At 66.6% G+C, this 19,646-nt stretch carries 19 protein-coding genes and 1 pseudogene; 13 read left to right on the top strand and 7 right to left on the bottom strand.

Annotated features, from left to right (window positions below):
• Window positions 1–10 precede the first annotated feature (10 nt).
• The gene (locus QP166_RS11385; RefSeq protein WP_333916001.1) at window positions 11–823 is read left to right on the top strand and encodes a PEPxxWA-CTERM sorting domain-containing protein; all 813 of its coding nucleotides are present in this window, start codon (window positions 11–13) and stop codon (window positions 821–823) included.
• Between the two features lie 240 nt (window positions 824–1,063).
• Here the strand turns inward: QP166_RS11385 and QP166_RS11380 are convergent, their stop codons facing one another.
• Entirely contained in the window at window positions 1,064–2,398 is a 1,335-nt protein-coding gene (locus tag QP166_RS11380; protein ID WP_333916000.1) for a NupC/NupG family nucleoside CNT transporter, read from the bottom strand.
• 220 nt (window positions 2,399–2,618) lie between these two features.
• On the opposite strand from QP166_RS11380, the gene QP166_RS11375 reads away from it, so the two are divergent.
• The 6 genes from QP166_RS11375 (at window position 2,619) to QP166_RS11350 (ending at window position 6,381) form a co-directional block, all read left to right on the top strand.
• Window positions 2,619–3,290: a queuosine precursor transporter gene (locus QP166_RS11375; RefSeq protein WP_333917325.1), complete on the top strand. Its 672-nt coding sequence runs from the start codon at window positions 2,619–2,621 to the stop codon at window positions 3,288–3,290.
• Between the two features lie 38 nt (window positions 3,291–3,328).
• Entirely contained in the window at window positions 3,329–4,222 is an 894-nt protein-coding gene (gene argB / locus QP166_RS11370; RefSeq protein ID WP_333915999.1) for an acetylglutamate kinase, read from the top strand.
• Window positions 4,223–4,287: 65 nt separating this feature from the next.
• Complete coding sequence (locus tag QP166_RS11365; RefSeq protein ID WP_333915998.1) at window positions 4,288–4,599, top strand: YggT family protein; 312 nt, start codon at window positions 4,288–4,290, stop codon at window positions 4,597–4,599.
• Window positions 4,596–4,898 (top strand): DUF167 domain-containing protein, encoded by a 303-nt coding sequence (locus QP166_RS11360; protein ID WP_333917324.1) that lies wholly within the window; start codon window positions 4,596–4,598, stop codon window positions 4,896–4,898. The genes QP166_RS11365 and QP166_RS11360 overlap by 4 nt, the downstream gene beginning before the upstream one ends.
• Window positions 4,895–5,764 carry a bifunctional methylenetetrahydrofolate dehydrogenase/methenyltetrahydrofolate cyclohydrolase FolD gene (gene folD, locus QP166_RS11355; RefSeq protein WP_333915997.1) on the top strand — a complete coding sequence of 290 codons (870 nt, stop codon included), beginning with the start codon at window positions 4,895–4,897 and terminating at the stop codon, window positions 5,762–5,764. Before QP166_RS11360 ends, folD begins: the two co-directional genes overlap by 4 nt.
• Window positions 5,764–6,381 carry a MarC family protein gene (locus QP166_RS11350; RefSeq protein ID WP_333915996.1) on the top strand — a complete coding sequence of 206 codons (618 nt, stop codon included), beginning with the start codon at window positions 5,764–5,766 and terminating at the stop codon, window positions 6,379–6,381. The genes folD and QP166_RS11350 overlap by 1 nt, the downstream gene beginning before the upstream one ends.
• An 18-nt stretch (window positions 6,382–6,399) precedes the next feature.
• Here the strand turns inward: QP166_RS11350 and QP166_RS11345 are convergent, their stop codons facing one another.
• Complete coding sequence (locus QP166_RS11345; RefSeq protein ID WP_333915995.1) at window positions 6,400–8,196, bottom strand: AcrB/AcrD/AcrF family protein; 1,797 nt, start codon at window positions 8,194–8,196, stop codon at window positions 6,400–6,402.
• Window positions 8,197–8,380: 184 nt separating this feature from the next.
• Between QP166_RS11345 and QP166_RS11340 the strand changes: the two genes are divergently transcribed.
• Window positions 8,381–8,830, top strand: coding sequence for a GtrA family protein (locus tag QP166_RS11340; protein ID WP_333915994.1), 450 nt, complete (start codon window positions 8,381–8,383; stop codon window positions 8,828–8,830).
• A 16-nt stretch (window positions 8,831–8,846) separates the two neighbouring features.
• Window positions 8,847–9,575 (top strand): class I SAM-dependent methyltransferase, encoded by a 729-nt coding sequence (locus QP166_RS11335; RefSeq protein WP_333915993.1) that lies wholly within the window; start codon window positions 8,847–8,849, stop codon window positions 9,573–9,575.
• A gap of 749 nt (window positions 9,576–10,324) precedes the next feature.
• On the opposite strand, the gene QP166_RS11330 is transcribed toward QP166_RS11335, so the two are convergent.
• The 5 genes and pseudogenes from QP166_RS11330 to QP166_RS11310 form a co-directional block, all read right to left on the bottom strand.
• Window positions 10,325–10,741 carry a secondary thiamine-phosphate synthase enzyme YjbQ gene (locus tag QP166_RS11330; protein ID WP_333915992.1) on the bottom strand — a complete coding sequence of 139 codons (417 nt, stop codon included), beginning with the start codon at window positions 10,739–10,741 and terminating at the stop codon, window positions 10,325–10,327.
• Window positions 10,741–11,112 (bottom strand): tRNA-binding protein, encoded by a 372-nt coding sequence (locus QP166_RS11325; RefSeq protein WP_333915991.1) that lies wholly within the window; start codon window positions 11,110–11,112, stop codon window positions 10,741–10,743. Before QP166_RS11325 ends, QP166_RS11330 begins: the two co-directional genes overlap by 1 nt.
• 121 nt (window positions 11,113–11,233) lie before the next feature.
• A complete protein-coding gene (locus QP166_RS11320; RefSeq protein WP_333915990.1) occupies window positions 11,234–11,905 on the bottom strand; it encodes a glutathione S-transferase family protein in 672 nt (223 codons plus the stop codon).
• 64 nt (window positions 11,906–11,969) lie between these two features.
• Window positions 11,970–13,036 (bottom strand): annotated as a pseudogene (locus QP166_RS11315) (LacI family DNA-binding transcriptional regulator).
• A gap of 134 nt (window positions 13,037–13,170) precedes the next feature.
• Complete coding sequence (locus tag QP166_RS11310) at window positions 13,171–15,249, bottom strand: alpha-glucuronidase family glycosyl hydrolase (protein WP_333915989.1); 2,079 nt, start codon at window positions 15,247–15,249, stop codon at window positions 13,171–13,173.
• Window positions 15,250–15,472: 223 nt separating this feature from the next.
• On the opposite strand from QP166_RS11310, the gene manD reads away from it, so the two are divergent.
• From manD to QP166_RS11290, 4 genes are all read left to right on the top strand, one after another.
• The gene (gene manD, locus QP166_RS11305; protein ID WP_333915988.1) at window positions 15,473–16,684 is read left to right on the top strand and encodes a D-mannonate dehydratase ManD; all 1,212 of its coding nucleotides are present in this window, start codon (window positions 15,473–15,475) and stop codon (window positions 16,682–16,684) included.
• A gap of 133 nt (window positions 16,685–16,817) precedes the next feature.
• Window positions 16,818–18,140, top strand: coding sequence for an MFS transporter (locus QP166_RS11300; RefSeq protein WP_333915987.1), 1,323 nt, complete (start codon window positions 16,818–16,820; stop codon window positions 18,138–18,140).
• Between the two features lie 275 nt (window positions 18,141–18,415).
• Window positions 18,416–19,105, top strand: a complete 690-nt coding sequence (locus tag QP166_RS11295) for a hypothetical protein (protein WP_333915986.1) — start codon at window positions 18,416–18,418, stop codon at window positions 19,103–19,105.
• Window positions 19,047–19,628 (top strand): SGNH/GDSL hydrolase family protein, encoded by a 582-nt coding sequence (locus tag QP166_RS11290; protein ID WP_333915985.1) that lies wholly within the window; start codon window positions 19,047–19,049, stop codon window positions 19,626–19,628. The genes QP166_RS11295 and QP166_RS11290 overlap by 59 nt, the downstream gene beginning before the upstream one ends.
• Window positions 19,629–19,646: the final 18 nt, after the last annotated feature.

The raw sequence follows: 19,646 nt of genomic DNA, 5'->3' as shown, positions 1-19,646 counted from the left end.
AATCAGGAAAATGACTCGTTTCGCGCAACTCGCGATCGCTACCGGTGCGCTTTTCGCCGCCATGCCGGCGCAGGCCGCCGATTTCGTCATCAACACCGCGACGGGCACGTCGAACGGCAAGACCATCGTCAGCAACGACAGCCGTTATGCATACGACACCGTCAACTATGCGGTGAAGTCGTCGGACGGCAAGTCGACGCTGAACGTGCGGGCGACCGCATGGACGCTGCTGACGAACGGCACCTATCAGGCCGCGCAGATCGGGTCGTGGGGCTCGAACGGTCTGGGCATCTACCAGGCAAACGAGACCGCCAGCGGCAACCTGCACACGATCGACAACAAGAACGGCTGGGAATTCCTGGTCCTGCAGTTCGATCAGGCGGTCTCGCTCCAGTCGGCGGTGCTCAACCCGTACCAGCTGAGCGGCAACAACTATTCCGACAACGACGCGTTCATCGCGCGCGGTACGCTCGGCTTCAGCACGGCGATGACCGCATCGGCGCTGTCGACCTTCGCAGCCGGGCTGAACGTCGACACCTCCAAGCAGTCGGGCGACGCCTGGTTCAACAGCAACAGCGACGACTATAACGGCGCGGCGAAGCAGACGTACAACCTTTCGCCGAGCAAGGGCGGCAACGTCTGGGTCATTGGCGGCTCGTATTTCGGTCCGGACAACAAGAACGACGCGTTCAAGCTGAACTCGATCGCGGTGACCAGCGCGGTTCCCGAGCCGACCACCTGGATGACGATGATCCTGGGCTTCGGCATGATCGGCGCAGCGGCTCGCCGCCGTCGCACCAGCGGCAAGACCCAGCTGGTCTAATCCGGCTTTACCTTTAGCGTGCGGAAGGCCGTCGGAGCGATCCGGCGGCCTTTTCCTTGTGCGTCATACTCCGCCAGCCGTCGTCACCCCGCAGCGTCAGGCGTCGAGGACCGCTCCACCGCCACGGCGCTGTCCTACACCGTCCAACATCTGCCAGCATAGGCGAGGCGCACGCCATCGTGCCGCCACCCGTGCGCGCACAGGAGCCGTTAGGCGCAAACTTCGACAACTTCGACCGGCTCAGCCGATCAGCAGCCCCGCCAGCGCCGCGCTCATTAGATTGGCGAGGCTGCCCGCCGCCAGCGCACGCAGCCCCAGCCGCGCAATCGTCGGCCGCTGATTGGGAGCGAGGCTGCCGGTCACCGCCATCTGGATCGCGATCGAGCTGAAATTGGCGAATCCGCACAGCGCGAAGGTCACCACCGCGATCGTCCGCGGCGACAGCGCCGCCGCCTGCTTGCCGAGGTCGATGTACGCAACGAATTCGTTGAGCACGATCTTTTCACCAAACAGCCCGCCCGCAATCCCGGCCTCGTTCCACGGCACGCCCAGCAGGTACATGACCGGCTGGAAGACATAGCCGAGCAGGCCCTGGAAGCTCAGCCCCGGCATCCCGATCAACCCGCCCGCCGCACCGAGCAGCCCGTTGGCGAGCGCCACCAGTGCGACGAACGCCAGCACCATCGCCCCAACCGCCACCGCCAGCTTGACGCCGGTCTGTGCGCCCTGTGCGGCGGCCATGATCAGATTGGCGGGCTTTTCCTCGTCATGCGTCGCGTCGGGCAACGGCTCGCCCGGCGTGCCCTCGGGCAGCAGCGCGGCAGGGCCGCGCCCGCTGATCCGCGCCTCGGCCAGCTCGATCTGGCGCTGTTCGTCCGGCAGGTCGCCGAGCGGCAACTCACCTTCCGGCGCGACGACGCGGTCGGGCATGATGATCTTCGCCATCAGGATCCCGCCGGGCGCAGCCATGAAGCTGGCGGCGAGCAGATAGTCGATGCTGATCCCCATCGAGGCATAGGCCGCGAGGATCGTCCCCGCGACGCCCGCCATCCCGCTGGTCATCACCGTAAACACCTGCGCCGGGGTCAGCCCCGCAAGGTAGGGGCGGATCACCAGCGGCGATTCGCTCTGCCCGACGAAGATATTGGCCGCCGCGCACAGGCTCTCGACCTTGCTGGTCCCGATGACTTTTTCGATCGCGCCGCCGATCCAGCGGACCACGAACTGCATCACGCCCAGATAATAGAGGATTGAGACGAGGCTGGCGAAGAAGATGATGACCGGCAGCGCCGCGATCGCGAAGCTCTGCCCGCCGACCGCGGGGCTGGCGAGATTGCCGAACAGGAATTCGGTGCCCTTCTGCGAATAGCCGAGCAGTGCCGCGACCCCCGACGAAGCGCCGGCCAGCGCCGCGCGCCCCGGCGTCCAGTAGAGCACAATCGTCGCGATCGTCGCTTGCAGCGCAAAGGCGCTGGCGACGATCCGCAGCCGGATCGCGCGCCGGTCGGCCGACAACAGCACCGCGAGCAGCAGGATGACGGCAATGCCCGCCAGGCCGATGAGAGTCCGTTGCATTTTCTTCTTCGCTGTCGAAGTTCCGCGCCATGACATGCCCGCTGGCGGATCGCCAGCCAAGATCGGGTGGTAGAGATAACCTCCCTCGTCATTGCGAGCGCAGCGAAGCAATCCAGTGTTCCGCGCGACGCCCTGGTTTGCTTCACTGCGTTCGCAATGACGAAGTGTGATGCTGCCCCAGCACCTTGCCCGCCCCGCCGCCGCCCCGTACACCGCCGCGATGGAAGCCCCTGTTCGACGCCCGATTCCGCCCTCGCTGTTCGCCTTCTCGATCTTCTACGGCGGCATGGTGTGCATCGCCGGGGTGCTCGGCAACAAGCAGGTGTCGCTTGGCCCGATCTCGCAGCTCGGCCCGCTGGTCGGATTGCCGCCGCTCGCGGTGGAAGCGGGAATTTTCGCCTTCCTGCTGCTGGTCGTCACCTCCAGCGCAATCGCTGAACTGCACGGGCAGAAGGTCGCGGGACGGCTGGTGCTGATGGGATTCGTCCCGCTGCTGGTGTCGATGGTGCTGACGTTGGTCGTGCTCGTCCTGCCCGCCGCGCCCGAGATGGACAGCGGGCATCTCGCTGCGTTCAACCAGATGATGGGCGCGACGCCGTGGATCTGGGCGGGCGGGATCGTCGCTTATGGCGTGTCGCAGACGCTCAACGTCACGATCTTCTCGTGGCTGAAGGGGCGGGAAGGCGGCAAATTGCTGTGGTTCCGCGCCGCGACCGCCAGCGCACTCAGCCAGATCGTCGATTCGGTGCTGTTCATTTCGATCGCCTTCGGGCTGTCGGCGGTCGGCTGGTTGATGGCGGGGCAAATGCTCGCGAAGGTCGTGCTGTCGATCGCGCTCGTCCCGCCGCTGATCTATGCGCTGGTGGCGATCGGGCGGCGGCTCGACACCTGACCTTTTCGGCGCGCCCGCCCGCCGCTATGGCGCGGCTCATGAGTGATCCGAACCTGTCGCCCGCCTTGAAGGCCGAAACGCTGGTCGAGGCGCTGCCGTATCTGCAACGCTATGCCGGCAAGACCTTCGTCGTGAAATACGGCGGTCATGCGATGGGCGACCCCGAGGCGCAGGCCGATTTCGCCGAGGACGTGGTGTTGCTCAAGGCGGTCGGGATCAATCCGGTCGTCGTGCACGGCGGTGGACCGCAGATCGGGCGGATGCTCAAGCGGTTGGGCGTCGAATCACGCTTTGTCGATGGCTTGCGCGTCACCGACGCCGAAACCGCGCAGATCGCCGAGATGGTCCTGGCCGGATCGATCAACAAGGAAATCGTCAGCTGGATCGGCCGCGCCGGTGGCCGCGCCGTCGGCATCTCGGGCAAGGACGCCGGGCTGGTGCAGGCCGAGAAGGTCGGCCGCAGCGACCCGGATCCGCTGCAGGGGATCGAGCGCAAAGTCGATCTCGGCTTCGTCGGCGAGCCGGTCGCGGTTGATCGCCGGATCATCGATTCGCTGAGCCGCGACGGGATCATTCCGGTGATCGCGCCGATCGGCCTCGGCGCCGACGGACACACCTATAACATCAACGCCGATACGATGGCGGGTGCGATCGCCGCCGCGCTCGGCGCATCGCGCTTCTTCCTGCTGACCGACGTGGCGGGCGTGCTCGACAAGCAGGGTCAATTGGTTACCGACCTGAACCCCGCGTCGGTCGCCGAACTACGTGCCGACGGCACGATTTCGGGCGGGATGATCCCCAAGCTGGAGACGTGCGTCGCCGCGGTCGAATCCGGCGTGGATGCCGCGGTCGTGCTGGATGGGCGGGTCCCCCACGCGATGCTGCTCGAAATCTTTACCAAGCGCGGTGCAGGCACCTTGATCCGCAGATAGCGGTGCTCTTTTGCCGCACCCACCGGTGCAGTATATGACCGCCACACCTATTGGAGACGCCCGGCGTGCTGACGCTCACCATCATCGAGGTTTTGCAGGTCATCCTGCAATTCGTACGCTGGATCATCATCATCCAGATCATCCTGTCGCTGCTGATCTCGTTCAATATCGTCAACACATCGAACAACTTCATCCGGGCGTTGTACGAGGGGATGGAGCGGCTGAGCGAGCCGCTGTACCGGCCGATCCGCCGGATGCTCCCCGACACGCGCGGGATCGACTTCGCGCCGATGGTGGTGTTGCTGCTGATCGTCATCCTGAACATCATCCTCAGCAACATCGCGCTCAGCGTCGCGACGAGCAGCGTGGCGGTCTGAGCGCCTGGCGCGAAACCTCTGACGGGATCGCCGTCGCGGTTCGCGTCACGCCGCGCGGCGGGCGTGATGCGCTGTCGGCGGGCACCGAGGAGCATTTCCTCGCCCGCTTGGCCGCCGCGCCTGTCGATGGCGCGGCCAATGCGGCGTTGATCGTGATGCTCGCCAAACATTTCGGCGTGCCGAAGCGCGACGTTACGTTGGTTGCGGGACAGACCGCGCGCGTGAAGCGGCTGACGATCGCGGGCGATCCGCAGGTGCTGGCGCGCGCCGCCGCTTCGCTCTATGCGGTCGCGCCATGACTGCGCGCCTCATCGACGGAAAAGCCTTTGCCGCCACGTTGCGCGGCCGTGTCGCCACCGCGGCTGCCGCCTTCACCGAACAGGCGGGGCGAAAGCCTGGCCTGGCGGTGGTGCTGGTCGGCGAAGACCCCGCCTCGTCGGTCTATGTCCGCTCCAAGGGCAAGGCGACCATCGCCGCGGGGATGGAGAGTTTCGAGCACCGGCTGTCCGCCGATGTGAGCGAGGCTGAGCTGATCGCGCTGGTCGATCGCCTCAACGCCGACGAGACGGTCGACGGCATTCTCGTCCAGCTTCCGCTGCCGCGCCACATCGACGAGCGCGCGGTAATCACGCGCATCGATCCCGAGAAGGACGTCGACGGCTTCCACCCGGTCAATGCCGGGCGGCTCGCAACCGGGCTCGACGGGCTGGTGCCCTGCACACCGCTCGGCTGCCTGATGCTGCTCCAGGATATTCACCCGCATCTGGCGGGGCTGGAGGCGGTGGTGATCGGCCGCTCCAACATCGTCGGCAAGCCGATGGCGGCACTACTGCTCCAGCAGAGCTGCACCGTCACCACCGTGCACAGCCGCTCGCGCGACGTGATGGGGCATGTGCGCGCCGCAGACATCGTTGTCGCCGCGGTCGGCATCCCCGGCTTCGTCCAGCCGGAGTGGATCAAGCCCGGCGCGACCGTGATCGACGTCGGCATCAACCGCACCGACGAGGGGCTGGTCGGTGACGTCGACCCACGCGCGGCCGAGGTCGCGGGCGCGATCACGCCCGTGCCGGGCGGCGTCGGGCCGATGACGATCGCAGTGCTGATGCGCAACACGCTCGTCGCCGCCACGCGGCGTGCGGGCGTCGCGATCGATCCGGCATTGTAATGCTTGAGCTGTTCGTCTCGTCGTTCATCACGCTGTTCGTCATCATCGATCCGCCCGGCTGCGCACCGATCTTCGCCGGGCTGACGGCGGGAGCGACTGCGGCGCATCGCCGCGCGATGGCGGGGCGCGCGGTGGTGGTGGCGGCCGGCATCCTGTTGGTCTTCGCGCTGGCCGGCGAACCGCTGCTCCACGCGCTCGGCATTGAACTGGCCTCGTTCCGCATCGCGGGGGGCGTGATGCTGTTCCTGATCGCGCTGGAAATGGTGTTCGAAAAGCGCACCCAGCGCCGCGAGGACCGCGCCGCCAAGATCACCGAGGAAGAAGCCGACGACGTCTCGATCTTCCCGATGGCGATGCCGATGATCGCCGGGCCGGGATCGATCGCGTCGGTCATGCTGCTCACCGCGCGCAGCCAGGGGGTCGAACAGACCGCGGTGGTGATGGCGGCGCTGGCGGCGAACCTCGTGCTGATGCTGTTGTCGCTGCTCGCGGCCGGGCCGCTGATGCGGGTGATGGGCGCGAAGATTGAGGCGGTGATCACGCGCCTGCTGGGCGTGTTGCTCGCCGCGCTGGCGGTGCAGTTCGTGATCGACGGCGTGATGGAGCAGTTGCGGTAAGGCCGCAATTCCCGGCGCTTATTCCACCCGGAACGCGCGGAACGGCGATCCCTTTCGGATCGGCAGCGGCACCAGCCAGTCGAAATGCTCGCCCTTGGCCAAACGGTCGTAGAAGCCGCCGCGTGCCTTGGCGCGATAATTGGTCGATTCGGCCATGTCCGGGCACACCAGCAGCATGGTCGCGCCGTGCCGTTTCATGATCGCGCGCGCCACCTCGGGGGTCCCCATGAAGGCGTGGTGGACGTCGAGGATCGCGTCGCCGTTGCGGTGGTAAGGCCCTGCGATTGCATCGTGATGCGTCAATGTGATGAGCCGCGGGCCGAGGTCGACGAAGGTGAAGACGGTTTGCGCCGGATAGCGGTTGAGCGGCTGCATCGCCGGGATCGTCAGGCAGCGCCCGGTCGCCTTGTTGACGCGGCGGACATAGGCGTTGGGGCGGTCGACCTTGAAGCGGTCGATGATGATCTGCGTGAAGCTGCCCGAGACGATCACGAACAGGGCCGCCGCGGCTGCCGCCTTCGCCCACCAGTAACGCGGCGCCGCCAGCCACGGCACCGCCATCCACGCCAGCGCTGCAGCGCCAGGGATTGCAAGGAGTTGCGCGGCGGGTCCGGCGCGCGCCTGCCAAAGCAGCATCAGCGCCGCGAACGCGCCGAACAGCGCCACACACGCCCAGCCGCGCAAGGTCGGCTGCCGCCGCGCTCGCCAAGTCGCGAACAATGCACCGATTAATCCGATGAGCGGCAGGGTGACGATGGGGAGGGCGACGCGCAGCGGGTGGCGGTAGATCGGCTTGGCCTCGCGGACCTGCGACAGCCAACTGGTATAGAGTTCGTTCGACACCTGCTCGGGCCGGCCCAGACATTGCGGGTAGGCGAGCGAGAAGAACGCCGCGATCACTGCACCGGCCGCGACGGCCAGCAGCAATCGTATCAGTGGCTTGGGCGGGGAAATGACGGCGAGCGCCAGCAGCAGCCCGCCGGCCAGCACCACGGTCGAGGCGTATACCGGGGTCAGCGCATCGCAGCGATAGACGCGATTGGCGTAGGAGGTGAAGGCCGCAAAACCCGCCGCCACGCCGCCGGCGAGCGACACCGCGTAGAACGCCAGCCGTTCACGTTCTGCCCGCTCCCATACCCAGGCGAGCCCGATAATACCCCCCGCCATCGCGGCGTAGGGCAGCATTTCGAGGCCGATCGTGAGCGAAATCGCGGTCGCGGTGCCAACCAGTGCACCGCCGCGCGCGCGCTGCGGATCGCACAGCCCGGCGACCGTCACCGCCAGCATCGCCAGCTGCCAACCATGATGGTCGATCCGGTCGGGCATGAACATTCCGAGCGCGACATTGGTGGCAAGGAACAGCGCAATCCCCAGCGGCCACGCCAGCGGATGCACCAGCCGCCGCAGCGTCGCGCCGAGCGCCACCAGCACCACCGCCATCGGCAGCAGCGGCGCGATGCCGCATGCCAGCCGCTCGGCCTCCGCCACCCCGACGAACGGGCGCAGCAACACGATCAGTCCCGCGATCGGCAGATCGACCAGCCGCGACCAATGGATGTCGAACCCGCCCGGCGGATTGAGCCGGTAGTTGCGCAGGTCGAACCAGCCCTGACCGTTCAGCAGCGCGCGGACCTGCATCAACCGCATATTGTCGTCGGTGTCGCCCAGCGACAGCCAGTGGATCGCCGCCCAGCGTTGCCAGACGTACCAGATCGCGATCCCCGCCCATGCCAGCAACGTCAGCCGGAGCCAGTGGCGGTCGAGCGTCCGCACGACCCGGTCTTGCGTAGCGGGCGGCAACAAATGGTTGGTCAACACAATCCCTTCACGCCGCGCCGAGAAGGGCGGCCCGTCGATGCGGCGGTGCTTAGGCCGCGGGCAACGAAACGGCAACGGGGCGACCGGTGCGCGCGCGCACACGCCAACCCCATGCGCGCGCACGCCGGCCATTGCCAGCACCGGCCCGCGGGCCTAGTCGGACGGCGGAAGGGGCAGGGTTGTGACGACGTTGCAGACACACGCCAGGATCGAGCAATTGCGCGCGCTGTTCTGGCAATTGGTGCGTTTCGGGCTGACGGGTGGCGCGGCGACCGCCATCTATGCCGCGGTCTATTGGCCGATCGCGACCTATGCACAGGCGCGATGGCCGCTCGACCATCGCAGCTTCTGGCCGTTGATCGCCAATGTGCTCGGCTATCTGGTGTCGATGGTGGCGGGCTATGTCATCCACAGCCGCTGGAGCTTCCGCGACGTGGGCGAGCGTGACAACGTCTCGCGCACGGGCGGACGCTTTCTGGTGGTGACGTTGGTCAGCTTTTCGCTGAACACCTTCTTCGTGTGGTTCCTGACCGGACCGATGCACGGGGCGACGTGGTGGCCGCTGGTCACCAACGTGTTCGTCACGCCGATGGTGACGTTCCTCCTGTACCGGTTCTGGGTCTTTGCGTGATAAAGAGTAATTATTGATGGATCGCCGTGTCTATGATCGCATGGCTGAGCATGATTCCACGCATTGGTGGTATCGTGCGCGCCGCGACATTCTGGCCGATTACCTGACCCGCACGGGCAAGCTGCCGACGGCAGCGCGTATTCTCGAGATCGGTTGCGGCACCGGACACAATCTGCCGATGCTGGCGGAATTCGGCGATGTCGACGCGATCGAGATCGATCCGGCGGCGCGCGCGATCGCCAGCGAGCGGCTGGGCAAGCCGGTCGGTGATGCACCGCTTCCGGCGTTGCCCGGCGTGCCGCGCGGACATTATGACCTGATCGCGGTGCTGGATGTCGTCGAGCATATCGAGGATGATGTCGCGGCATTGTCGGCGATGCGCGAGTGTCTGGCGCCGGGCGGAAAAATCGTGATCGCGGTGCCGGCGCATCAATGGATGTGGAGCGCGCATGACGTGGTGAACCACCACCACCGGCGTTATTCCAAGAAGACGTTGCTTGGCGCGCTTCGCAAGGCGGGGCTGCGCGAGCGCGGGCTTACCTATTTCAACTCGCTGCTGTTTCCGCTGGCAGCGGTGGCGCGGATTGCCGGGCGATTGACCGGGCGCGACGACAGTGACGACTCGCCTCCCGTCGCACCGCTCAACGCCTTGTTCGAGCGGATCTTCCGCGCCGAGCGCCATCTGGTCGGGCGGCTGCCGATGCCGACGGGGTTGTCGATCCTGACGCTGGCGGAGCCGAAGTAGCGGGCGTTTAGGGTGGGACGGTAGCGACTTGATCGGGGGCTGAACTGGCTCTGGGTTGCTTCGCTGCGTTCGGAATGGCCGTTGCAACATACGCCATCGCACTCCAGCAACTAATTCGTCTGGCTTGACCTACCTCTATCGTTGCCGGCGCAAAGGGTATCTTACGCTCCGGCGAAAGCAGGAGCGCAGCGGTACGCAAAACAACGCCTTATGGTGTGTGAAACCCTGGACTCCTGCGTTCGGAGGAGCACGGGAAGAAGATCCGGGTTAGAGGTCGAAGACATCATTTGGAACCGGAGTCGTCATTGCGAGCGTAGCGAAGCAATCCAGGGCGTCCTGATCCGGCCCTGAATTGCTTCGCTACGCTCGCAATGATGGTTGCAACCTGCGTCATTGTATTTCAGCAACCAACCCTCGTGGCTTGACCCATCTCCTTGGTCGCTCCGGCGAAGGCGAGATTTTTCCGAAAGTGTAGAAAGTGGGGCCGTACGAGCTTGTGCTCCTGCGGAAGCAGGAGCCTAGGGTTCACGCAGAACAACGCCTTATGGTGTGTGAAAACTCTGGGCTCCTGCTTTCGCAGGAGCACGGCGGTAACTTCGGAAGAGGGTTCGCTTGACGAAGCGTGGCTCAGATTTGTGCCGAGTTTGCCAGACCGACTGACACATGAGCGTTGCGCCCTGTGTCAAAGATGTGGCCGGACGATGCAGACATGGGTCCCTGCCTTCGCAGGGACGACGGTTGCGGCGGGGTTATTCGCCGATCACGTGGAGCGCGAGCGTGCGGCGGTGTGGTGCGGCGCGGTGTTCGAACAGGTAGAGGCCCTGCCATGTGCCCAGCACCATTCGGCCGTCGAGGACGGGGATCCCGATGGAGACGTTGGTCAGCGCGGTCTTGAGGTGCGCCGGCATGTCGTCCGGCCCTTCGTCGTCATGTTCGTAGTCGCGCGATTCGGGCGCGAGCCGCTGGAAATACCGCTCCAGATCACGGCGTACGGCGGGGGCGGCATTCTCGTTGATGAGCAGCGAGGCGGAGGTGTGGCGACAGAAGACGGTCAGCAGACCGTCGGCGATATCCTGCGCGTCCAGCCATGCCGTGACCTCGTCGGTCACCTCGACAAGTCCCGCCCCGCGTGTCGCGATCGTCAGTCGTCCGTGTGCCTGCCGCATCAGAACAGCCGCCCGCCGTTGGGAACCGCCACGCTCGGCTGCACCAGAACGACCTTTCCGTCCGCGTCGGGGAAGCCGAGGGTTAGAACCTGCGACATGAACTTGCCGATCTGGCGCGGCGGGAAGTTGACGACGGCCGCCACCTGTCGCCCGACCAGCTCGTCGCAACCGTAATGCTCGGTGATCTGCGCCGATGAGCGCTTCGTGCCGATCGCCGGACCGAAGTCGATCGTCAGCTTGAACGCCGGCTTGCGCGCCTCGGGGAAGGGCTCGGCCGCGACGATCGTCCCGACCCGCACGTCGACCGCCAGAAAGTCGTCGAACCCGATCGGAGGCGCGGGCGGGGCGGCGGGGTCGTGGGAGGCGTGCATGGGGGCTCGATCCTGTCGATGAGAAGCGTTGCCGTGTTCCTGCGGATGCGGGAACCCAGAGCCACGAGCGACACCGTTTCGGACCCTGATCTCCTGCGTCCGCAGGAGCACGCAGTGGCGGTTAGAAGTCCGGGTTCTCGTAATAGCTCGGCGGTTCGATCCCGCTGATCCGTTCGGCGAGCAGCGGGCGGAAGCTGCGGCGGCTCTTGAACGCCGAATACCATGCCTTGGTCAGCGCATGGCCGGCCCAGTCGATCCCGCCGAGATAATCGGCGACCGAAATCTGCGCCGCTGCGGCAAGATCGGCGAGGCTGATCGTCGAACCCGCGATCCATTTCCGATGGTCGAGCAGGAAGTCGATATAGTCGAGATGCCCGACCGCCGACTTCATCGCCTCACGCAAGCGTGACGCGTCGGGGGCCATGCGATGCGCGACCCGCTTGATCATGCGTTCGTCGAGCAGCGGCTGGGTGACGTCGCGGTAGAAGTGCGTGTCGAACCACGTCACCAGCCGCCGAATCTCGGCGCGATTGGCGGCGGTGCCGTTGATCATCGCAACCCGCTCGACCGTCTCCTCGAAATATTCGCAGATCGCCATCGAATCGAGCAGCACGACGCCGCGATCGTTGTCGGTCATTACCGGGGTCTGCCCGGCGGGATTCATGTCGATGAAGGCGTCGCGCCGCTCCCACGGGTTCTCGCGCATGAGTTGATAGCCCACGTCCTTCTCGTTGAGGAGGGTGCGGACCTTGCGCGTGAACGGACACAGCGGGAACTGGTAGAGCTGCCACATATATCCGCGCTGTTAGGCTGAAGTGGGGGGCGGGGGAAGCGCCTTCGTCGCCGGTGTGGGACGATCAGCCCGTGGCGCGCGGGCGACGGCGCGGGACCGCGTCCGACTGCCGCCGGATCAGCGCATAATCGACCACAACGTGCGGATGATCCTCGCTGCTGCCGCCGCGCCGCTGGCGGATTTCGCTCATCAGCAGGTCGACCGCGGTGCGCGCCATATCGCTGACCGGCTGGCGGATCGTCGTCAGCTCCGGCCAGACCGTCGTTGCGAGTGCCGAGTCGTCGAAGCCGCAGACGGTGAGGTCGCCCGGCACGTCGAGATCGCGGCGGTGCGCGATCGCCACCGTCGCGGCGGCCATGTCGTCGTTGCTGGCGAAGATCGCGGTCGGCGCGTCGGGCAGGTCGAGCAGGCGCTCCGCGGCGTCGAGCCCGGAGCGATAGCCGAAATTGCCCTCGGCGATCAGCGCATCGTCGGCGTCGAGCGCCATGTCGGCCACCGCATCGCGATAGCCGGCGAGCCGCTCGCCGGTCGCGCTCTGATTCGCGGCGCCGGTGATGAAGCCGATCCGGCGATGACCGAGCGTGCCGAGATGACGCGTCATCTCGTACGCGGCCTTGCGATCGTCGATGCTGACCGACAGCGCCCATTCCGGCGCACGCCCGGTCGACACCGCGACGACCGGCACGTCGCGCTCGCGCAGCATCGCCAGCACCGTCTCGGCGTCGCCGAGCGGGGTGGGAGCAGCAGGCCGTCGACGCGTCCGTGCAGCAGATGCTCGATCGCCGCCACTTCGCCACCTTCGGCGCATTGCTCGACGATGATCTGCCCGTTCTGACGCGCGGCCTGATCGAGACAGCCGACCAGGAACTCACTGAAATAGAACAGGCTGGTGGTGGTGTGCAGCACGCCGAGCCGGAAGTCCTCGCCCCCCGCCAGCATCCGCGCGGCGGCAGAAGGCGCGTAGCGCAGCTTGGCGATCGCTTCCTCGACGCGCGCGCGGGTCGCGTCGCGTACGCTGCCCTCGCGATTGATGACGCGGCTGACCGTCATCGGCGACACGCCGGCATGTGCCGCGACGTCGCTGATCGTCGGGGCGTTGCGTTGGCGGCGCGACCCGCGCGGTTCGTTCATGCCGGACAGTCCATTGCAGGGTTCTTGGCGACCGCGGGCGGCGTCGGCAAGCGTCAGATTGCGGGTCTATGTTCAATTGCAGCGAGGATGCTGGGCTTCACTCCGCCCCATCAGGGGAGGGCTGAAGGGTTTCCTCAATCGTGGTGGCCAGGGACGTACGGGAACGCCTGCGCCTTGTACCACGCCAGATCGTGCTCGGGTGCGGCGACCCCGGGCGGGAGCGCGCGGCCGTTGACCGACATCCAGTAAGCGAGGCTGGCGTCGCGCCACCAGCGTGCCTCGCGTTCCTGCACCGCCAGATAGGTGGCGGTCTTCTGCCAGCGCTCGTCATCGACCTGTGACCGCACGCCGTCCCATTGCCGCCGCATCTCGCCGACATAGCCCACGCCGCGATCGTAATACGCGACGAGTTCCTCCCACAGGGTCTTGCCCGACGGCATCTTCCGGTCCCACGCGACATGGTGGAACCACAAAAGGTCGCGCGCCGGCGTGGTCTTCGGGTTGGCGAACCGCCTGGCGACCGAGGGCGCATATTGCGCGGCGGCGTCGCTGCCGGTCTTCGTCCGGTCGAAGCCGATGCCGTTGCGATCCGCCTTGTGGTAATAGACCGGGTTCCACTCGGGGCGCGCCAGATCGGCGACCCACGGCCCCGGGCCGTAATGGTGGCCGGTGGCCATCAGATGCGCGAGCCCGAGCGCGCCGGTGTAGTCGACCACCGCCTCGCGCGAGCCCATCATCATCTTCACGGCGGTACCGACGACGCGAGGATCGGTGCCGAAGGTCTGCTGCGCCCATTCGCGCGCGATCGGCGCCGCGGTCAGCGTCGGGTCCCACGCCATCCGGCCGAACGCGTACCAATTGGCCTGGTTGAAGGTCGAGCCCGACCAGTCGCGATCGCGGCCGATATTGGCGACGCCCGCCATGCCGGTCAGCCGGTGCCGCTCGCTGCTGCCGTCGACGACCGAGGCGACCGTTTCGGCGCCGCGCCCCGTCTTCGCCGCGAGCACTTCCTCGAACAGCGGGCCGAGATAGGCGAGGTGGGTTGCGAAGCCGAGATATTCCTTGGTGATCTGGAACTCGATCATCAACGGCGTCCTGGGCATCGCGCCGAACAACGGATGAAAGGGCTCGCGCGGCTGGAAGTCGATCGCGCCGTTCTTGACCTGCACCAGCACATTGTCGGCGAAGGTGCCGTCGAGCGGCTTGAACTCGGTATACGCCTGTTTGGCGCGGTCCTCGGGGTCAGTTTCGGCATAGACGAACGCGCGCCACATCACGATTCCGCCATGCGGCTTGACCGCGGCGGCGAGCATGTTCGCGCCATCCGCATGGCTCGCGCCATAATCGCGCGGGCCGGGCTGGCCTTCGCTGTTCGCCTTGACGAGGAACCCGCCGAAATCGGGGATCGCGCGGTAGATTTCGTCGGCCTTCGCCTTCCACCACGCCGCCACCTGCGGATCGCGCGGATCGGCGGTCTTGAGCCCGCCCAGCTCGATCGGCGCGGAGAAGCGCGCGGAGAGATAGACCTTGATCCCCCACGGGCGGAATACGTCGGCCAAGGCCGCCGCCTTGGCGATGTAGCGCGGGGTCAGGCTGTCGGCCTTGGCATTGACGTTGTTGAGCACCGTGCCGTTGATGCCGATCGACGCATTGGCGCGCGCATAGTCGGTGTAGCGCGGGTCCTCGAAGTCGGGGAGCGCCCACCAATCCCATAGCGACACGCCGGCGTACCCGCGCTCGACGGTGCCGTCGAGATTGTCCCAATGGTTGAGGACGCGCAGCTTCACCTTGGGGGTGCTGGTGAGCGTCGCATTGGCCGCGCTTCCGCCGGTGGCGAGATGCCGCAGCAGCGCGAACGCGCCGTACAGCGCGCCGCGGTCGCTGTTGCCCGCGACCAGCAGCGTCGGCTTGCCGTCGAGCGTGACGGGGCGGACCAGATAGCCCTCGTCGCCGAGCGGCGCGAACGGCAGCCGCAGCGCCGCCGTCGCATTGTCGGCAGCAGTGGCGACGGTGACGTTCATGCCCGCCGGCAAGGCACGCGACAGTTCGGCGGCGGCGAGGCGCAGCGTGGCGGTATCACCACGGACCGCGACCGTCGCAGTGGCCGGTGCGGCGGCAGGCGCGCGCAGCCACAGACGGTATCCGTCGTCGGCATGCGCGGCGCTTGCCATCAGCAGGGCGAGCGCACCCAGCCATCCCGAACGTGCTTTCATCACCGCTCCCGCTACCTTCGGCGGCATTGACAATGCCGCTTCTTCGCCGCCATGTTAACGCTATCAGTGTTAATTCACAAGTCCCGACGGCAGATCGGAAGTGACTGGAGAGTGCGCGCGTGGCCGCTTATCGTCGAATGACTGCGATCCGCGCACGTCGCGCGCCGCCGTGCCGGAACACCGCTGCGCCGACCGTCACGCTCGATTACGCCTGAGAGAGACCATGCCGATCATCACCGATGCCCGCGTCATCATCACCTCGCCCGGTCGCAACTTCGTCACGCTGAAGATCACCTGCGACGACGGCACCACCGGGGTCGGCGACGCGACGCTGAACGGACGCGAGCTGGCGGTCGCCGCCTATCTGTCCGAGCATGTCGTGCCGTGCCTGATTGGACGCGAGGCGCACCGGATCGAGGATATCTGGCAGTATCTCTACAAGGGGGCGTATTGGCGGCGCGGGCCGGTGACGATGACCGCGATCGCGGCGGTCGACGTGGCGCTATGGGACATCAAGGGCAAGCTCGCCGGATTGCCGGTCTATCAGTTGCTGGGCGGTGCCGCTCGCGAGGCGTGCATGGTCTATGCGCACGCCAACGGCACCTCGATCGAGGATACGATCGCGGTCGCCCTGGCGGAGCGTGACAAGGGGTATAAGGCGATCCGGCTGCAATGCGGGGTGCCGGGGCTCGCCTCCACCTATGGCGTCGCGAAGCCGGGGCAACGCTACGAACCCGCCGACGCCGCCTTGCCGAGCGAGTCGGTCTGGTCGACCGAGAAATACCTGCGTGTGGTGCCCGAGCTGTTCGCCGCGGCGCGCGAGGCGCTGGGGCCGGACATTCACCTGCTGCACGACGTCCACCATCGCCTGACCCCGATCGAGGCGGGGCGGCTTGGGCGCGATCTGGAGCCGTATCGCCCGTTCTGGATCGAGGATCCCACCCCGGCCGAGAATCAGGACGCGTTCCGGTTGATCCGCCAGCACACCACGACGCCGATCGCTGTCGGTGAGGTGTTCAATTCGATCTGGGACTGCAAGACGCTGATCGAGCAGCAGCTGATCGACTATATCCGGGCGACGATCGTCCATGCCGGCGGGATCACGCATTTGCGCCGCGTCGCCGCGCTCGCCGATCTGTATCAGGTCCGCACCGGTTGCCACGGCGCGACCGACCTGTCGCCGGTTACTATGGCGGCGGCGCTGCACTTCGGCCTGTCGATCCCGAACTTCGGGGTGCAGGAGCATATGCCGCACACCGCCGAGACCGATGCGGTGTTCCCGCACTCCTATCGCTTCGAGGATGGGATGATGCATCCGGGGGATGCGCCGGGGCTGGGGATCGATATCGATGAGCAGCTTGCGGCGGGGTATGAATATAAGCGCGCATATCTGCCGGTGAACCGGCTGGAGGATGGCACGCTGTGGAGTTGGTGAGGGCCATGCTCACACACGCCGCCGTCCGTTCTCCGGCGAAGGCCGGGGTCCAGTCGGGAAACGGTTCGGGTAGATCGCGGAGGCCTTCCCAACCAGGCCCCGGCCTACGCCGGGGAACAAGGAGAGTCCGCCCATGAGCGACTTCACCGACGCCGCGCAGCACGCGCCCGAGGCCGCCATATCCGAGGTTCCGCGACCCAAGGGTCGTGTTCGCTGGATCATCTGCGGCCTGCTGTTCGCGGCGGTGGTGCTGTCCTACGTCGACCGGCTGGTGCTGGGGGTGCTCAAGCCGCAGCTGACCGAACTCTATCATTGGACGAACACCGGCTACGGCGACGTCACCGGCTATTTCCAGGTCTTCTACGGGATCGGCTTCCTGATTTTCGGATGGCTGATCGACCGGATCGGGCCGAAATACGGTTATTTGCTCGCGATGGGCAGCTGGACGTTCGGCCATTTCGCGCAGACGCTCGTCACCTCGACGACCGGCTTCGTGATCGCGCGCATCCCGCTCGCGTTCGGCGAGGCGGGAACCTACCCTTCCGCGCTCGCCGCCGCGTCGCAATGGTTTCCCAAGAAGGAGCGCGCGCTCGCGATCGGCATCTTCAACGCCGGGGCGAACGTCGGGGCGGTGGTCACCCCGCTGCTGATCGGCTTCATCGTCGCCGGATTGCTGCTCGATTGGCGCTGGGCATTCATCATCACCGGGCTGTTCAACCTTGTCTGGCTGTTCGCGTGGTGGCGCTTGTACCACAAGCCCGCCGAGCACCCGCGGCTGTCGCCCGAGGAACGTGCGTGGATCGAGATCGAACCGGCGATCGACCAGGGGCGCGCCGGCTTCCTGCGCGTGCTGCGGCATCGTGAAGCCTGGGCCTATATGGCGGGGCGGTTCCTGATCGATCCCGTGTGGTGGACGTTCCTGTTCTGGCTGCCGGACTTCTTCAACAAGCAATATGGCTATGACCTGAAAAGCTTCGGGCCGCCGCTTGTCGCGATCTACATTCTCGCCGATTTCGGCGCGATCGCGGGCGGCTGGTATTCGTCGCACCTGCTCAAGCGCGGGGTGGCGACCGGCCGGGCGCGCAAGCGGGCGATGTTCGCGTGTGCCTTGTTCGCGCTGCCGGTGATGTTCGCGGGGCAGGCGAGCAGCATCTGGATCGCGGTGCTGCTGATCGGGCTGGCGTGCGCGGCGCACCAGGGGTTCTCTACCAATTTGTTCGCGCTGCCGGGCGACCAGTTTCCGCGCTTCGCCCAAGGGACGCTGATCGGGCTCGGCGGGTTCGCGGGCGCGGTTGGCGGCTTCATCGCGTCCAAGTCGCTCGGGCTGCTGCTCGACACCGTCGGCAGCTACGGGCCGTTCTTCGTCGCCTGTGGCGTGGCCTATCTGGTGGCGCTGCTGGTGTTCCACCTGCTCAATCCCCGCTACCGCGACGTTCGTCTGACACAGGCCGGTTGACGGATGCGGAGAAGTTTGTGATACCGCTATCAACACCATGCGAGCATGTTCTCGGATCAGGTGCGACCGGCGCGAACGGTCATGGAGAGGAAGATGTCGATCACCACGCCCGGCCCGAACCGTGTCGTCCATGACGTCTTTCCTCCGGTGCCGTCCGGCACTCGCCCGCTTTTCTGATTGCGTTAGGCGCGCCGTTTTTCTCCCCTTTATTCGGCGCGTCGACTCTTGGGGCCGGTCTCTTCGCGAGCCCGGCCCTTCTTTCTTTCGGAGCGTCCATGCGATCCTCGTTCGTGCTTGCCGCCGCGCTGCTCGGCCTCGCCGCCACCCCCGCCGCCGCGCGTTCCTGTAGCTGGCAGGCGGCCTGGGCTTCCGCGCAGATGACGCCGCAGGGCGAGAACGTCCTGGCCGACGACCTGCTGCGCGACGCGACGCTGCGCCAGATCGTTCGCCCATCGCTGGGCGGCGCGCGGGTGCGGGTGCGCTTTTCGAACGCTTATGGTCGCGCGCCGCTGCGCATCGCCGCTGCGAGCATCGCGCGCTCGGCGGATCTTGCGAGCGCGCGGGTGACGCCGGGCAGCCTGCGCGCGCTGTCGTTCGGCGGCGCGCGCGACGTGATCGTGCCGCCCGGCGCGGAATGGTGGAGCGATGCGGTGACGCTTCCGGTCGCGGCATTCGACGATCTGGCGGTGTCGGCCTATTTGCCGGTGGCGCCGGAGGGGCAGACTTCGCACCCCGGATCGCGCGCGACCTCGTGGATCGCGAAGGGCGACGCGACCGGTGCGGCCGACCTGACGGGGGCGACCGCGACCGATCACTGGTTCCAGATTTCGGGCGTGGAGGTCGAGCGCTGCGCCACGGCGAACGGGGTGGTCGCCTTCGGCGATCTCGATCACCGATGGCTATGGTGTGAAGCCCAACACCAACGCGCGCTGGACCGACGGGCTCGCGCGGCGACTGGGCGGTAAGGTGGCGGTGCTCAACCTGGGGATCGGCGGCAATCGGCTGCTGCTCGACGGGACCGGGACGAATGCCATGGCGCGCTTCGACCGCGACGTGCTCGGGCAGGCCGGTGCGAAGCATCTGATCGTGCTGGAGGGCGTCAACGATATCGGCGTGCTGACCCGCGAACAGCCCGCCAGCCCCGAGGCGCATCGCGCATTGGTGGCGGGGGTGACGGGTGCCTATGCGCAAATGGTCGCGCGGGCGCATGCCAAGGGGATGACGGTGCATCTCGCGACGATCATGCCTTTTTCGACCAACGCTTATTATCATCCCGGTGCGGCGAGCGAGGCGGATCGGCAGGCGATCAACGCCTGGATCCGCACGCCGGGCAACGCCGATCGCGTGATCGATTTCGACCGGATGATGCGCGACCCGGCGCGGCCCGATCGTCTGCTCCCCGCCTATGACAGCGGCGACGGACTTCACCCTAGTATCGCGGGTTATCGTGCGATGGCGGAGGGGATTTCGCTGGCGACGCTCCGTTAGTCTTATGTTATTTGTCCG

This window comes from Sphingomonas sp. LR60 (genome assembly GCF_036855935.1).
Lineage (GTDB): Bacteria > Pseudomonadota > Alphaproteobacteria > Sphingomonadales > Sphingomonadaceae > Sphingomonas.
The sequence above is the reverse complement of the archived record's forward strand: the minus strand, read 5'-3'. Positions and strand labels throughout refer to the sequence as shown.